Raw genomic sequence first — 14,669 nt, forward strand, 5'->3', positions numbered from 1 at the left:
ACCCTATCGGGGCCGTTCGGCGGGACTTCGGCCAGACCATGCGGCACTTCGGGTCGCGTCTCCGCCCGTCCGGAGGAGCCTCCCCGCGGGAAACGACCCTTGAGAGGCCGTGAGATGCGTGGGAGACCGCCCGGGAAGACCCTTTCTGAGGACCTCGCCGCTGAGAGACCACCCACGGAGACCTCCTCGGGAGGCCGCCTTCGCGGGAGAAGGCGGCCTTCGCGAGACCTCCGGGAAGACACCTCCTTGGGGCACCCCGTCCTCGGGAGCCCTCACAGGGAGCCCTCTCTCAAGAGGCTCAGGAGGCTTACCGGAGGCGGCTCGGGAAACACGGCGTGCGAACCGTTCACCGAGCGCATGGCACCGTCCGGCGCACCACCTCGCCACCGCACGTTGAACAACGCCGTCCACATTCCTACGGTGTCGAAAACGCAGCGTTCCATGGGGAGAACTCCCTAGAAATGAGGCGTTTGACCGTATATGGCCCCTCATCACCGGTTGGTACAGACCTGTCTAGACCTCTTGTGGTGGACACATGTGGCCTGGTGAAGTGGGACACGACCGTCGATAGCAGTATGTGAGGAGTGCGTAGTGGCCCCGGAGAACCCTGGTTCCAAGTCGCGTGAGACCCAGGAGACGCTGTCGAACCTGCTGCAGGAGACGCGGCGGTTCGCACCTCCCGCCGACCTGGCCGCGGCCGCGAACGTGACCGCCGACGCCTACGCGGAGGCCGAACGGGACCGCCTCGCCTTCTGGGAGAAGCAGGCGGACCGCCTGACCTGGTCGAAGCGCTGGGACACCACCCTTGAGTGGAACCCGCCCTTCGCCAAGTGGTTCGTCGGCGGCGAGCTCAACATCGCCTACAACTGCGTCGACCGCCACGTGGAGGCGGGCCGCGGCGACAAGGTCGCCTACCACTGGGAGGGCGAGCCCGAGGGCGACACCCGTACGCTCACCTACTCCGACCTGCTGCGCGAGGTCTCCAAGGCCGCCAACGCACTCACCGAGCTGGGCGTCGGCAAGGGCGACCGGGTCGCGATCTACATGCCGATGATCCCCGAGCTGCCGATCACGATGCTGGCCTGCGCCCGCATCGGAGCGATCCACTCGGTGGTGTTCGGCGGATTCTCCGCGAGCGCGCTCAGCGGACGGATCCTGGACGCGGACGCCAAGCTCGTGGTCACCGCCGACGGCGGCTACCGCCGTGGCGCGCCCAGCGCGCTCAAGCCGACCGTGGACGAGGCCGTCAAGGAGTGCCCCGGCATCGAGCACGTCCTCGTCGTGCGGCGGACCGGCCAGGACGTGGAGCAGACCGACAAGGACGTCTGGTGGCACGACGTCGTGGACCGGCAGTCCGACGTCCACGAGGCACGGCCGAACGACGCCGAGGACCCGCTCTACATCCTCTACACCAGCGGGACGACCGGCAGGCCCAAGGGCATTCTGCACACCACCGGTGGCTACCTCACCCAGGCCGCCTACACCCACAACGCGGTGTTCGACCTCAAGCCCGACACCGACGTCTACTGGTGCACCGCCGACATCGGCTGGGTGACCGGCCACTCCTACATCGTGTACGGCCCCCTCGCCAACGGCGCGACGAGCGTCATCTACGAGGGCACCCCCGACACCCCGCACCGGGGCCGGTTCTGGGAGATCGTGCAGAAGTACGGGGTCACGCTGCTCTACACGGCCCCGACGGCCATCCGTACGTTCATGAAGTGGGGCGACGACATCCCCGCGAAGTACGACCTGTCGTCCCTGCGGATCCTGGGCAGCGTCGGCGAGCCGATCAACCCCGAGGCCTACATCTGGTACCGCGAGCACATCGGCGGCAACCGTACCCCGGTCGTCGACACCTGGTGGCAGACCGAGACCGGCGCCGTCATGATCAGCCCGCTGCCCGGTGTCACCGAGGGCAAGCCCGGCGCGGCCATGCGCCCGCTGCCCGGCATCACCGCCGACGTGGTCGACGACCAGGGTCAGAGCGTGGGCAACGGCGGTGGCGGCTACCTCGCGATCCGCGACCCGTGGCCGTCGATGCTCCGCACCATCTGGGGCGACGACCAGCGCTACATCGACACCTACTGGTCCCGCTTCGAGGGCATGTACTTCGCGGGCGACGGCGCCAAGAGGGACCAGGACGGCGACATCTGGCTGCTCGGCCGGGTGGACGACGTCATGCTCGTCTCCGGGCACAACATCTCCACCACCGAGGTCGAGTCGGCGCTGGTCTCCCACCCGAAGGTCGCCGAGGCGGCCGTGGTCGGCGCGACCGACCCGGTGACCGGGCAGGCCATCGTGTCGTTCGTGATCCTGCGCGGCAACGCCGAGGAGGACGAGGACATCGCGGCCGAGCTGCGCGCCCACGTGTCCAAGGCCCTCGGCCCGATCGCGAAGCCGCGCCAGATCCTCGTCGTCCCCGAGCTGCCCAAGACCCGCTCCGGAAAGATCATGCGACGCCTCCTGCGTGACGTGGCGGAGAACCGCAGCGTCGGCGACGTCACCACCCTCGCCGACAGCACGGTGATGAACCTCATCTCGGAGAAGCTGCCCAGCGCCAAGAGCGAGGACTGAGCCGACCGGAACACCCGGGTGGGCCGAAGACGCCGAAGGCGCCGAAGACACGGCCCACCCGGAGCTTTTGAGCACTCCGAGCCCTCGTGAGAAGCCCTCCCCGGGGGCCTCCGGCGAACTCACGCGGTCTCCCGGTCCCTCGCCGTCGCGGACCTTCAGTGATCTCACGTGATCTCGCCGAAAGGCTCCCCGTGGTCCCTCGACGTCGCCGGGCCTTCAACAGGCTCCGGTGACGGCGGCGTCTCCCGGTCCTCCCGCCGGTCTCCGCGGTGACGGGGTCCCTCTCGCCCGGAAGCCTTTTCTCGTCGACTCTCATCGGCCCGGCGATGTTCACCGGCCCCCCGCCGGGGTAGCACCCGGCCCGTTGAACATCATCTTCACGGCCGAAGGCCGCCGTAGCCCGCGGGAACCGGGAGCTCCTTCCCTCAGGGGACGGGAGTCGCCCCGGCGGTCGCCGTCCCGGTCAGGGGTCCGACGGTCCCGCAGCGGCTTCACGTGCCGTCCGCCCGGCGGCGGACCCGCGGTGCAGGTTCTCACCACCGAACAGCCGAGACCTCACCAAACGGGTGCAGCCCCACGCCTCCCTTCCGCCTCAGGACTAAAGTCGGAAGTCTTGATGACGCAGGTATTTGATGACACGTACGCGATCACCCCGGCGTGCTCGCGGCGCCGGTTCCGCTGCGGGTGTGCGTGCGCGACCACCTCGACGCGCAGCATGATGTTCGACAAAGGCCCTCGATAGGAGATCGTCCATGACACATATCCCGCCCGCGGAACCACAGGAGGAGTCACTGGGCGCGCTGGTCGCCGCCGCCAGCGACCACATATCCACCCTGGTACGCGCCGAGATCGAGCTCGCCAAGGCCGAGTTCAGGTTCGACGCCAAACGGGTCGGTACGGCGGCCGGGCTCTTCGGCGCCGCGGCGTTCATGGCGCACCTGTGCCTGATCCTCGCCTCCTTCACGATCGCCTACGCCCTGGTCGCCGCAGGTGTGTGGACCTGGCTCGCCTTCCTGATCGTCACCGTGTTCTACCTGCTCGTGGCCGCGTTGCTGGTCTTCGTCGGCATACGGCGGCTCAAGGGCCTGACCGGGATGAAGCGGACGCTGCGCTCGCTCAAGACCATCAAGAGCGGCGGGCACGACCCCGCTCTCGACACGGCTCCGGCCACGGCCGGCCAGACGGACGGCCATCGCGACCCGGTGAGACCGAGCCAGTGAGCAGGCCCGACGAGTCCCTGGTCAGGATCGACGGCCCGTGGACCCACCGTTCCGTCCACGCCGGCGGCACCCGCTTCCACGTCGTGGAGGCCGGTACGGGCCCTCTCGTGCTGCTGCTCCACGGGTTCCCGCAGTTCTGGTGGAGCTGGCGCAACCAGCTCGTCTCGCTCCCCGCGGCCGGCTATCGCGCCGTCGCCGTCGACCTGCGGGGCTACGGAGCCAGCGACAAGCCTCCGCGCGGCTACGACCTGCACACCCTGGCCGCCGACGCGGCAGGGCTGATCCGGGCGCTGGGCGAGACCGGTGCCGTCGTCGTCGGCCACGACTGGGGCGGGTTGCTCGCCTGGACCATGGCCGTGACGGATCCCAAGGCGGTCCTGCGGCTGGTCCCGGTCTCGGCACCGCACCCCCGGCGTCTCCGCACCACGCTGTTCACCGAGCCCTTCGGCCAGTTCAGGGCGGCCCGCTACGCGCTGGGCTTCCAGCTGCCGCTGCTCCCTGAGCGGCGTCTGACCGCCGACTCCGGCGCCAGGGTGGGGCGGCTGCTCGATCAGTGGTCGGGGCCCGGCTGGCCTGAGGAGGACGTGGCGAAGACCTATCGCGACGCGTTCCGCATTCGCAACGTCTCGCACTGCGCGCTGGAGTATCACCGCTGGTTCGGCCGCTCCCAGCTCCGCCCCGACGGGTGGCGCTACGCGAAGACCATGCGCACCCAGGTCAACGCGCCGACCTTGCAGTTGCACGGCGCGCTCGACGGGCACATCCTGCCGCGCACCGCCCAGGGCTCCGGCCGCTACGTCGCCGCCTCCTACCGGTGGCGGCTCATCGAGGGTGCCGGGCACTTCCCGCACGAGGAGCGCCCCGAGGAGTTCGACGCCGAACTCGTGGCCTGGCTGTCCGACCCGGAGCCCGACCGATGAGTGGACGCGACCGGGATCCCGACGGCAGGCCGCGCAACCAGCGCCCCCGCGACGCGTTCGGCCGCCCGCTGCCCCACGGCGCCGAGGGCGTGGAGCGCATCCCCGACGACTACGCGCCGAGCGCCGAGGAGGCGATCTCCGAGGCGCGCCGCCTGCTCGGCGAGGGGCGGCCGTTCCACGCCCACGAGGTGCTTGAGGGCCGCTGGAAGAACTCCCCTGAGGAGGAGCGCGAGCTCTGGCAGGGACTGGCGCAGATCTGCGTCGGCCTCACCCACCTGCAGCGGGGCAACCGGCGCGGGGCCGCGACGCTGTTCGTGCGGGGCGCCGACCGGATCAGCCGCTACGGGATGCCGTACGAGTTGATCGCCAGGACCGCCCACGAGCTCGACGACCTGGAGGCCGAGGTGGCCATCGCCAGGATCGAGGCCCTTCTCTGACGTCGCCCCTCCGCGCGGCGGTGAGGGCGAGGCCGTGACGGTCCGCGAAGGGCTCCGGGAGCCGTTCGCGGGTTCTCGTCGACGGGCTAGTTCTGGTCGCACTCCTGGGTGTCGACCTGGTTGAAGAGCTTGGAGCCGTCCTCGGCGTCCGGCGCGACCTCCGCGGCGGTGAGCACGTAGCCGGTCTCCTGCTGGTCGAGGGCCGCGGCGAAGACGACACCGTAGACCTTGCCGTCGGTGGTGAGCAGCGGGCCACCCGAGTTGCCCTGGCGGACCAGGCCGCGGATGGCGTACACGTCGCGGACGACGGACTTGCGCTCGTAGATGTTGAGGCCCTTCGCCTTCTGCTGCACCCGGATGCGGGCCACGTTCATGGTGTAGCCGTGGCCGTGCGGGAATCCGGCGACGATCGCGTCGTCACCCTTCTGCGCGGTGCCGTCGAAGCGCAGGATCGGCATGTTGAGCCCGGGGACGTGGAGGATGGCGATGTCCCGGTCGGGGTTGTAGAGCACGACCTTGGCCGGGTGGGTCTTGTTGAGGTAGTCGGTGACCTGCAGGCCCTGGTTGACCCCGGCGACCACGTGCGCGTTCGTCATGATCTTGTTCTGGGCGTAGACGAACCCGGTGCCCTCGATGTGCTTGCGGCAGCTCGTGGCGACGCCCTGCACCTTCACGATGCCCCGGCGTGCCCGGGTGAGCTGCTTGTTGCCCTTCGCCACGCTCTGGTCGGGCGGCGAGACGTCGACGAGCTGGCCGCCCCCGATGGCGTCGAACACCTTGGGGAAGCCGGAGGTGTTGATGAAGTTCTTGAACGGCACCTGCAGGTCCTTGGCCGCGCTGGGCAGCGTCTGGTCGACCGTGCTCAGCAGCAGGGACCTGTTGACCTGCTCGCTGATCAGCGTGAACTGCGACGACGCCACCAGCGAGCCGATCAGCCACGCGATGATCAGCACGGAGAAGGCGCTGGCGAAGGTGCCGCCGACCGCGTCGACGACCTTGGCGGGCTCCCAGGTGACATGGCTGCGGACCACCGCGCCGATCGTGGACGAGGCGAACTGCCCGACCGTGGCGGTGAGGAAGACGATGACGATCGCGAGCAGGGCACGCTCGGTCTCGCCGTCGACCACCGCCCCGGCGAGGGGTGGGGCGATGAACATGCCCAGCAGGCCGCCACCGACAAAACCGACAAAGCTCAGGGCCCCGATGATGAACCCCTGGCGGTATCCCGACACCGCGAAGGCCACCATCAGGGCGATCAGGATGAGATCGAGGAGATCACCGCTCACTCCCTTACGGTATCCAGCCACCGCCCCGCGCGTGCACCCCTTCCGTGAGCTCTCTGCGGTTATCGTGGCCAGATGGCGATGATCGGAGGGGCGGCGGTGGAGTCTCTCATCGAGACCGCGCTGCGAGAACGCGATCAGGAGGGTGCGGCACGCTGGCGCGCGATCACCCAGCTGCAGGAACGCGGCGATCTGGAGACCTTCACCGCGGCACGGAGGTTGTGCTCGGGGAAGACCGCCGCCGAGCGGATGCTCGGGGTCGACATCCTGGGACGGCTCGGCTTCGTCGACCGGACGCTGCCGGTGCTGCGGGCCATGTCCGTCCGGGAGGACGACTGCCTGGTCCTCTACTCGGTGCTGATCGCCTTCGGCCATCTCAGGGACCGCCGCGCGCTGCCGTCGGTGATCGCCCTCGCCGAGCACGACGATCCCCGGATAAGGTACGGGGCCGCGTACGCGCTGCCGAACATCATGGGCAGCCCGCCGGACCCGACGGGTCTGGCCGCGCTGCGGCGGCTCACCCTCGATCCCGACGAGGACGTGGCCGACTGGGCCCGCCTCGGCCTCGCCCTGTCAACGGGACGCGAGGTTGAGGACGTCGGGCGGGATGTCCTCGACCCGTGACCGGTCCCAGGGAAGCTCGAAGCCGGAACCGCCGAGCACCCCGTCGAGCACTCCCGCGGTGAACCCCCACACCAGCAGCCCGCGCACCCGGAACGCCGGCCCCTGGTGACCGCTCGGGTGGCGCAGGACGATCCGGTTGGCCGGGTCGACGAGCTCGCGGATCGGGACCCGCTCCACCGACTCCACCTCGTCGGGCGAGGCCGCGTGCACCGCGCAGGGGGTGTGCCACCAGCCCAGCACCGGGGTCACCCGGTTGTCGCTGTGGCTCAGGTACAGCTCGGGCATGGTCCCCAGCACCCGGACGCCCGCCGGATCGAGACCGGTCTCCTCGCCCGCCTCGCGCAGCGCGGCACCGATCGGGCCGTCGTCCTCGGGATCCACCCCGCCCCCCGGGAACGCGGGCTGTCCCGCGTGCGTACGCCCGCGCGAGCTGCGCTGGATGAGCAGCACGTCCGGGCCGAGCGGCCCTTCGCCGAAGAGCAGGAGGACCGCCGCCCGCCGCCCGCCGGACACCGGAGGGCGGAGCAGCGGTGTGGGCGACATCCCCATGACCCGCTTCGTCAGCGTTTCCAACCACCCTGGGACCTCTTCCACGGGCACACCTCCGGTTCTCTGCAACACGATGCCCCGCCCCGCGCTTCCCGGCCTTCGCGGATCCACCGACACCGGGAGACACCCAGGAGACACGGGGAGACGCAGGCCGGGCGGTCATCCGGCGACGGGCAGGGGGGAGATCACGAGAAAGGCCCTGGACGCACCAGCTTGGCGGCCTGGGCCGCGTCGACGGGGCCGATGCCGTACGACGGGCAGAGCGCGGCGAGCGGGCAGACCCCGCAGGCCGGTTTGCGCGCGTGGCAGATCCGGCGGCCGTGCCAGATCAGGCGGTGGGACATCATCGTCCAGTCGCGCTTCGGGATGAGCCCGGCGACGACCTGCTCGATCTTCACCGGGTCGGTCTCCGAGGTCCAGCGGAAGCGGTGGACGAGCCGCTGGAAGTGGGTGTCGACGGTGATCCCGGGCACCCCGAAGGCGTTTCCGAGCACGACGTTGGCGGTCTTGCGCCCGACTCCGGGCAGGGCCACCAGGTCCTTGAGGCGGCCGGGAACCTCGCCGCCGTGGCGCTCGCACAGGGCCTGGGCCATGCCGATGATGCTGGTGGTCTTGGCGCGGAAGAAGCCGGTCGGCCGGATGATCCCCTCAAGCTCGGCCCGGTCGGCACCTGCGTACTCCTCCGCCGTAGGATATTTTGCGAAAAGGGTAGGAGTGACTGTATTGACCCTTTTGTCCGTGCACTGGGCGGACAAGATCGTCGCGACCAGTAATTCGAGAGGATCACGGAAGTCGAGTTCGCAGTGGGCGTCAGGATAGGTTTCCACCAGAATCCGATCCATTCGACGAGCTCGACGGACCAGGGCAAGCTGGGATTCACCACCGGGGCTGACGTTGCGAAGCACTCCGACAGCCTACGCTCAAGGCCCTCTGGAGAGTGGCGCGGCGGGATGGGTCACAATGACTGCGTGAGCCGTGAAACAGGAGGCACTGTGAACTCCGACGACGTGCTGGGCAAGGCCCCTCTGTTCGCCGCGCTCGACCGTGAGAGCGCCGCCGCGCTGCGCACGAGCATCTCGGAGGTGGAGCTGCCCAAGGGACAGACCCTCTTCAGCGAGAACGAGACCGGAGACCGCCTCTACGTGGTGCTCGAAGGCAAGATCAAACTCTCCCGCACCTCGCCGGACGGCCGGGAGAACCTGCTCAGCGTGCTCGGCCCGGGCGAGATGTTCGGCGAGCTGTCCCTGTTCGACCCCCGTCCCCGTACGGCGTCGGCCACCGCGCTGACCGACGTCCGCCTGGCCGGGCTCGGACACGACGACCTGCGACCCTGGCTGACCGGCCGCCCCGAGGTCGCCCTCCACCTGCTGCGTGCCCTCGCCCAGCGCCTGCGCCGTACGAACGACGTGCTGGCCGACCTGGTCTTCACCGACGTGCCGGGCCGGGTGGCCAAGGCCCTGCTCGACCTGGCCGACCGCTTCGGCCAGCGGATCGACGACGGCGTACGGGTCCACCACGACCTCACCCAGGAGGAGCTCGCCCAGCTGGTCGGCGCCTCGCGGGAGACCGTGAACAAGGCGCTGGCCGACTTCGCCCAGCGAGGCTGGCTGCGCATCGAGGCCAAGGCCGTGGTCATCATGGACCTGGAGCGGCTGCACAACCGCTCGCGCTGACCCGGCGGAGACAGGAAGTGCGCGCGGAGGGTGGTTCGCCGGAAAAAGGACCGTTCCGAACGGGGTCCCCCAACGGAGCGGACCGCCCTCCGAGGCCGGTCCGACCGTCTCCGGCCGTCGAGGACCGTCTCTAGTCGTCGAGGTAGGCGAGCTGCGCGCGGACCGACATCTCGGCGTAGGGCCGGAGCGCCCTGTCCACGTCCGCGTAGACCATCTCGACGATCTCCGAGGGCGTCGTCGCGCCCCGCCGCCGCGCCTCCCGGATCTGGTCCAGTCTCCGCCGCCGGTGCGCGATGTAGCCGTCGAGGGCGCCGATCGGGTCGGGTAGCACCGGACCGTGGCCGGGCAGCAGCGCCTCGGCCCCGACCCCCTCGGCCTTCGCCCGCAGCAGGTCGAGGGAGCGCAGGTAGTCGGCCAGGTCGCCGTCCGAGGCGATCACGGTGGTACCCCGGCCGAGCACCGTGTCGCCGGTGAGGATCGCCCGGTCCTGTGGCAGCCAGAAGCAGAGCGAGTCGAACGAGTGGCCGGGTGTGCCCACGACGTGAACCTCCAGGTCCCCGGCCGTGAGCACGTCTCCGTCACCGAGCCCCTCCTCGCCCAGCCGGTGCGCGGGGTCCAGCGCCCTGACGGGCGCGCCGACCAGGCCGGCGAACGTCGCGGCGCCGCCGCTGTGGTCGTGGTGGCCGTGGGTGAGCAGGATCGCGGCGACCCGGCGGCCCGCCAGGTGCCCGGCGACCCGCGAAAGGTGCTCGTGGTCGTCCGGTCCCGGGTCGACGACGAACACCTCCTCCGCGCCCGCAGGAAGGCCGATCACCCAGGTGTTCGTACCGTCCAGGGTCATCTCGGAGGGGTTGGGGGCGAGGAGGTTGAACGCGTGGTCCGTGCCGGCGCCGTCGGGCCCCTCCAGGGGGATCCGCAACCCGCTCATCGCGCACCGAACCGGTAGTCGTCGTCGAGCACGATGCGCATCTCCCCGTCCACCTCGGCGATCTCCGGCATGAACGTCACGATCTCACGCTCGGCCGCGAGCACTTCGGGCACCCTCTCGTAGGCGCTCAACTCGGTGAGCGTGCGGTGCGTCGGGGGCATCAGGAAGATCTGGCCGGTCTCGCCCTGGCCGAGCGCGTCGGCGGGCCGCACCCAGGCGACCTGGTCGGCCTCGCCGCCGACGTCGCGGGTGAGCTGGCCCGGCGGTAGCGCCGCGACGAAGAACCGGGTGTCGAAGCGCCTGACCTCGACCTCGGGGGTGATCCAGTGCGTCCAGGGACGGAGCAGGTCGGCGCGGAGGACCAGGCCGCGCCTGTCGAGGAAGTCGGCGAAGGAGAGGGTCTTGCCGATCAGGGCGAGCCGGTCGGCCTCCCAGTCGTCGCCGGTGGTGTCGGACACGACGGACTCCGCGGACGGTCCGGCGAGCAGCACCCCCGACTCCTCGAACGTCTCCCGTACGGCGGCGCACACCAGGCCCCTCGCGGTCCGCTCGTCCGCGCGGAAGATCTCGCCCCAGGCGGCGGGCGGGGGACCGGCCCAGGCGATCACCTGGTCGGTGTCGCGCGGGTCGACCGACCCGCCGGGGAACACGTAGGCCCCGGCGGCGAAGGCCATGCTCGCCCTGCGCCGCAACAGGTAGACCTCCAGCCCGCCGGCGTCCTCGCGGAGGACGACCACGGTGGCGGCGTCCCTGGCCGGGACGGGGGCCACCCGCCCGGCCAGAATGTCGCGTGCACGTTCGCCCAGCTCACCGGGGAGCGGGATACCGCCCATTTGACACCCTCCACCAGAACATCGCTCGGTTTCAGGTCCATCATGTGGCACGGCCGCCGCCCCGGACAACCACGGCACCACTCGGACAATCGTGGTTCCATCCGGCTAAACCCAGATAAAACAGCCTTGCTTCGACAGATTCAGCCTCATCCGGATAAAAACCGGCATGCGGCGGGCTGTCACCGGCCCGCGGCGCCGCCCCGCCCGGCGGGCGCACCCACACGGCTCCGACGGGCCCTCACCGCGCCCGTACGGCCCCGCCGAGCCTCATCCACCCTGAGACCTCAGCCGCCGCCGGCGAAGCCCACCGGGCCGTCAGGGGCCCTTCTCGACTCCGGACCCCCTGACGACCTTCAGCGAACCTCGGCGATCACCTCGACCTCGACCGGCGCGTCCAGCGGGAGGACGGCGACGCCGACCGCGCTACGGGCATGCCTGCCCGCGTCGCCGAGCACCGCGGCGAACAGGTCGCTCGCGCCGTTGACGACCTGCGGCTGCCCGGTGAAGTCAGGGGCGCTGGCCACGAAGCCGACCACCTTGACGATCCGCACGATGTTCGACAATCCCCCGGCCGCCGACGCGACCGCGGCGAGGGCGTTGAGCGCGCACACCCTCGCGAGCGCGTAGGCGTCCTCGACGTCCACCTCGGCGCCGACCTTCCCGGTCGCCATCAGCTTGCCGTCCACGATCGGGAGCTGCCCCGAGGTGTGGACGTGGTTGCCGGAACGCACCGCCGGGACGTACGCCGCCAGCGGCGGCACCACCTCCGGCAGGATCAGGCCGAGTTCGGCCAGTCTCTCCTCGCCTGTCACTGCTTGGGCCGCTTCAGGTAGGCGACCAGCTGCTCGGGGTTGGGGCCGGGCACGACCTGGACGAGCTCCCAGCCGTCCTGCCCCCAGTTGTCGAGAATCTGCTTCGTCGCGTGAACCAGCAGCGGCACCGTCGAGTACTCCCATTTCGTCATGCGGGACACATTAGCGAGACCGCTCGCGGCGAACGGCCCACCGCGCCCTCTCGGGCGTCTCGCCTCCCTCACCCGTCCCCGGGCGGGCCCGGACCGATGATCAGGACGGTCCCCCCGGGAGGCTGTGAGAATCTGCATATTTACTTTCCGCATCCGATCGATTAGCGAGACGGCGGCGTACGGTTCACCGGGCCGCGCGCCGGGTCCGGCTCCGACGCCCGCGACCCGCTTCACCCCGACAACCAGCGGAAAACGGTCACACGCCCGCTCGGCGGCGGCACTCCCGAGCGGGTGGCCATCCGGGCCGGTCCGCCCTCCTCGGGTGGGGAACGGTGCGGGTGCGCGGCCTCCGGAGGAAGGCGCCGAGGAGTTGTCAAGTACCGGTTGGGTAGCCTTCGAAGAGTGAGAGCTCGCGACACCGATTGGGACGGCGTACGCCTTCACGTCGTCACAGGCAAGGGCGGGACCGGCAAGACCACGGTCGCCGCCGCACTCGCGCTCGCCCTCGCGGCGGGTGGTGGAAAGGTCCTGCTGGTCGAGGTCGAGGGCCGCCAGGGGATCTCCCAGGTCTTCGACCTGCCACCGCTGCCGTACGAGGAGCGCAAGATCGCCGTCGCGCCCGACGGCGGGGACGTCTACGCGCTGGCCGTCGACGCCGAGGAGGCCATGCTCGAATATCTCGAGCTGTTCTACGGCATGCGCAGGGCGGGCAGGGCGCTCAGCAAGATCGGCATCGTCGACTTCGCCACCACCATCGCCCCCGGCTTCCGCGACGTCCTGGTCACCGGCAAGACGAGCGAGGCCGTCCGGCGCAAGGGCAAGAACGGCAGGAGGGTCTACGACGCGGTCGTGCTGGACGCGCCGCCGACGGGCAGGATCGCACGCTTCCTCAACGTCACCAACGAGGTCGCGGGGCTGGCGAGGGTCGGCCCGATCAAGAACCACGCCGACCTGGTGAACGGCGTCGTGTCCTCCCCGGAGACCGCCGTGCACTTCGTCACGCTCCTGGAGGAGATGCCGGTCCAGGAGACCCTGGACGGCCTGCGCGAGCTCCGCGCCGCCGGGCTTCCGCCCGGTGGGATCTTCGTCAACATGAACCGCGAGTCGCTGCTCCCCGCCCCGGTCCTGGAGGCCGCCGCCGAGGGCAGGTTCGACCCGAGCGAGCTGGCACTCGGCCTCAAGGCCGCGGGGCTCACCGACGGCGGCTCCGCCGCGGTCACGGTGGCCGAGGCCCTGAGCGAGGAGATCGCCGAGCACGCCCACCGCACCGAGCTGGAGCGGCAGGAGAGACTGGCGCTGGACGAGGCCGCCCGCCCTCGCTACGACCTGCCGCTGCTGGCCGACGGGGTGGATCTGGCCGGGCTGTACGAGCTGGCGGAAGCGATCCGCAACCAGGGAGCAGCGTGAAGACCCCCCCGTTCCTCGACCTCGACGCGATCATCGACGACCCGAACACCCGCATCGTCGTCTGCTGTGGCTCCGGCGGTGTCGGGAAGACCACCACCGCCGCGGCGCTGGGACTGCGTGCGGCCGAGCGGGGTCGTTCCGCCGTGGTGCTCACGGTCGACCCCGCGCGGCGACTCGCGCAGTCGATGGGGCTCACCGAGCTCGACAACACCCCCAGGCCCGTCACGGACGTCGAGGGGGAGGGCCGTCTGCACGCCATGATGCTCGACATGAAGCGGACCTTCGACGAGATCATCGAGGCGCACGCCGATCCCGAGCGAGCCCGTCAGATCCTGACGAACCCCTTCTACCAGTCCCTGTCGTCCAGCTTCTCCGGCACGCAGGAGTACATGGCGATGGAGAAGCTGGGCCAGCTCAGGCGGTCGGACGACTGGGATCTGATCATCGTCGACACCCCGCCGTCCCGCTCCGCCCTCGACTTCCTCGACGCCCCCGAGCGGCTCGGCCGCTTCCTCGACGGCAAGCTCATCCGGCTGCTCATGCTTCCCGCCAAGGCCGGAGGGCGCAGCGCGTTCAAGCTGTTCAACGCCGGTTTCGGCATCGTCGCCGGGGCGTTGACCAAGTTGCTGGGCGCGCAGGTGCTCAAGGACCTGCAGACGTTCGTGTCCGCGCTGGACGCCGTCTTCGGCGGTTTCAGGGCTCGGGCGGAGCAGACCTACCGGCTTCTGCAGGCCCCGGGGACGGCGTTCGTCGTCGTCGCCTCGCCCGAGCGCGACGCGATACGCGAGGCGTCCTACTTCGTGGAGAGGCTCGCCGAGGAGCGCATGCCCCTCGCGGGTCTCGTGGTCAACCGGGTGCACCGCTCACCCGCCTCCATGCTGTCCGGGGCGCGGAGCACCGCCGCCGCCGAGGACCTGGAATCGCGCGGCGAGCACGAGCTCACCTCGGCCGTGCTGCGGTTGCACGCCGGACGAATGCAGCTGGCCGCCCGCGAGCAGCGCGAGGAGGAGCACTTCGTCTCCGCCCATCCCACGGTGCCCGTCGCGCGGGTCCCCGCGATGGCGCAGGACGTGCACGACCTGGAAGGACTGCGCGAGGTGGGTCGGCTTCTGGCCGCCCGCTAGGGGACGCCCGGACGCCGACCGATCGGCCGGTGCGGCCCGGCGCCTCCCGGCCGCCCGTCGGGAGGCGCCTCCCTCCGGTCTCCGGGAGCAGAGAACGAGTCAGGGAGCGCACCCGGCGGCGCACTCCCTG

General features: G+C 70.5%; 15 protein-coding genes. 8 read left to right on the forward strand and 7 right to left on the reverse strand.

Features of this window, described 5'->3' with window-relative positions; translation table 11 throughout:
* Positions 1-591: 591 nt before the first annotated feature.
* The 4 genes from acs (at position 592) to ACFY3D_RS05300 (ending at position 5,154) form a co-directional block, all read left to right on the forward strand.
* Complete coding sequence (gene acs, locus ACFY3D_RS05285) at positions 592-2,577, forward strand: acetate--CoA ligase (RefSeq protein ID WP_389975168.1); 1,986 nt, start codon at positions 592-594, stop codon at positions 2,575-2,577.
* A gap of 752 nt (positions 2,578-3,329) precedes the next feature.
* A complete protein-coding gene (locus ACFY3D_RS05290; protein ID WP_389975171.1) occupies positions 3,330-3,797 on the forward strand; it encodes a phage holin family protein in 468 nt (155 codons plus the stop codon).
* On the forward strand, positions 3,794-4,717 hold the full coding sequence (locus tag ACFY3D_RS05295) for an alpha/beta fold hydrolase (RefSeq protein ID WP_389975174.1): 924 nt from the start codon (positions 3,794-3,796) through the stop codon (positions 4,715-4,717). Before ACFY3D_RS05290 ends, ACFY3D_RS05295 begins: the two co-directional genes overlap by 4 nt.
* Positions 4,714-5,154, forward strand: a complete 441-nt coding sequence (locus ACFY3D_RS05300; RefSeq protein ID WP_350942485.1) for a DUF309 domain-containing protein — start codon at positions 4,714-4,716, stop codon at positions 5,152-5,154. Before ACFY3D_RS05295 ends, ACFY3D_RS05300 begins: the two co-directional genes overlap by 4 nt.
* A gap of 86 nt (positions 5,155-5,240) precedes the next feature.
* On the opposite strand, the gene ACFY3D_RS05305 is transcribed toward ACFY3D_RS05300, so the two are convergent.
* Positions 5,241-6,440, reverse strand: coding sequence for a MarP family serine protease (locus ACFY3D_RS05305; RefSeq protein ID WP_350942484.1), 1,200 nt, complete (start codon positions 6,438-6,440; stop codon positions 5,241-5,243).
* Between the two features lie 72 nt (positions 6,441-6,512).
* On the opposite strand from ACFY3D_RS05305, the gene ACFY3D_RS05310 reads away from it, so the two are divergent.
* Positions 6,513-7,061, forward strand: a complete 549-nt coding sequence (locus ACFY3D_RS05310) for a HEAT repeat domain-containing protein (protein ID WP_350942483.1) — start codon at positions 6,513-6,515, stop codon at positions 7,059-7,061.
* On the opposite strand, the gene ACFY3D_RS05315 is transcribed toward ACFY3D_RS05310, so the two are convergent.
* Both ACFY3D_RS05315 and nth read right to left on the reverse strand, forming a co-directional pair.
* Complete coding sequence (locus tag ACFY3D_RS05315; protein ID WP_389975179.1) at positions 7,011-7,655, reverse strand: NUDIX hydrolase; 645 nt, start codon at positions 7,653-7,655, stop codon at positions 7,011-7,013. The genes ACFY3D_RS05310 and ACFY3D_RS05315 overlap by 51 nt on opposite strands.
* Positions 7,656-7,795: 140 nt before the next feature.
* A complete protein-coding gene (gene nth / locus ACFY3D_RS05320) occupies positions 7,796-8,515 on the reverse strand; it encodes an endonuclease III (protein ID WP_389975182.1) in 720 nt (239 codons plus the stop codon).
* Positions 8,516-8,560: 45 nt separating this feature from the next.
* Between nth and ACFY3D_RS05325 the strand changes: the two genes are divergently transcribed.
* Positions 8,561-9,283, forward strand: coding sequence for a Crp/Fnr family transcriptional regulator (locus ACFY3D_RS05325; RefSeq protein WP_362896881.1), 723 nt, complete (start codon positions 8,561-8,563; stop codon positions 9,281-9,283).
* A gap of 130 nt (positions 9,284-9,413) precedes the next feature.
* Here ACFY3D_RS05325 and ACFY3D_RS05330 read toward each other — a convergent pair whose 3' ends face one another.
* The 4 genes from ACFY3D_RS05330 to ACFY3D_RS05345 all read right to left on the reverse strand — a co-directional run bounded on the left by ACFY3D_RS05330 (position 9,414) and on the right by ACFY3D_RS05345 (position 12,008).
* Positions 9,414-10,211: an MBL fold metallo-hydrolase gene (locus tag ACFY3D_RS05330; protein WP_389975185.1), complete on the reverse strand. Its 798-nt coding sequence runs from the start codon at positions 10,209-10,211 to the stop codon at positions 9,414-9,416.
* Positions 10,208-11,044, reverse strand: a complete 837-nt coding sequence (locus tag ACFY3D_RS05335) for an NUDIX hydrolase (RefSeq protein ID WP_362896882.1) — start codon at positions 11,042-11,044, stop codon at positions 10,208-10,210. Before ACFY3D_RS05335 ends, ACFY3D_RS05330 begins: the two co-directional genes overlap by 4 nt.
* A gap of 353 nt (positions 11,045-11,397) precedes the next feature.
* On the reverse strand, positions 11,398-11,856 hold the full coding sequence (locus tag ACFY3D_RS05340; RefSeq protein ID WP_389975188.1) for a RidA family protein: 459 nt from the start codon (positions 11,854-11,856) through the stop codon (positions 11,398-11,400).
* A complete protein-coding gene (locus tag ACFY3D_RS05345) occupies positions 11,853-12,008 on the reverse strand; it encodes a DUF4177 domain-containing protein (protein WP_012887236.1) in 156 nt (51 codons plus the stop codon). Before ACFY3D_RS05345 ends, ACFY3D_RS05340 begins: the two co-directional genes overlap by 4 nt.
* 402 nt (positions 12,009-12,410) lie before the next feature.
* Between ACFY3D_RS05345 and ACFY3D_RS05350 the strand changes: the two genes are divergently transcribed.
* Entirely contained in the window at positions 12,411-13,415 is a 1,005-nt protein-coding gene (locus ACFY3D_RS05350) for an ArsA-related P-loop ATPase (RefSeq protein ID WP_389975191.1), read from the forward strand.
* Positions 13,412-14,539 carry an ArsA family ATPase gene (locus tag ACFY3D_RS05355; protein WP_389975194.1) on the forward strand — a complete coding sequence of 376 codons (1,128 nt, stop codon included), beginning with the start codon at positions 13,412-13,414 and terminating at the stop codon, positions 14,537-14,539. The genes ACFY3D_RS05350 and ACFY3D_RS05355 overlap by 4 nt, the downstream gene beginning before the upstream one ends.
* Positions 14,540-14,669 lie beyond the last annotated feature (130 nt).

The organism is Streptosporangium sp. NPDC000509, from assembly GCF_042898365.1.
In the GTDB taxonomy this organism is placed as follows: domain Bacteria; phylum Actinomycetota; class Actinomycetes; order Streptosporangiales; family Streptosporangiaceae; genus Streptosporangium.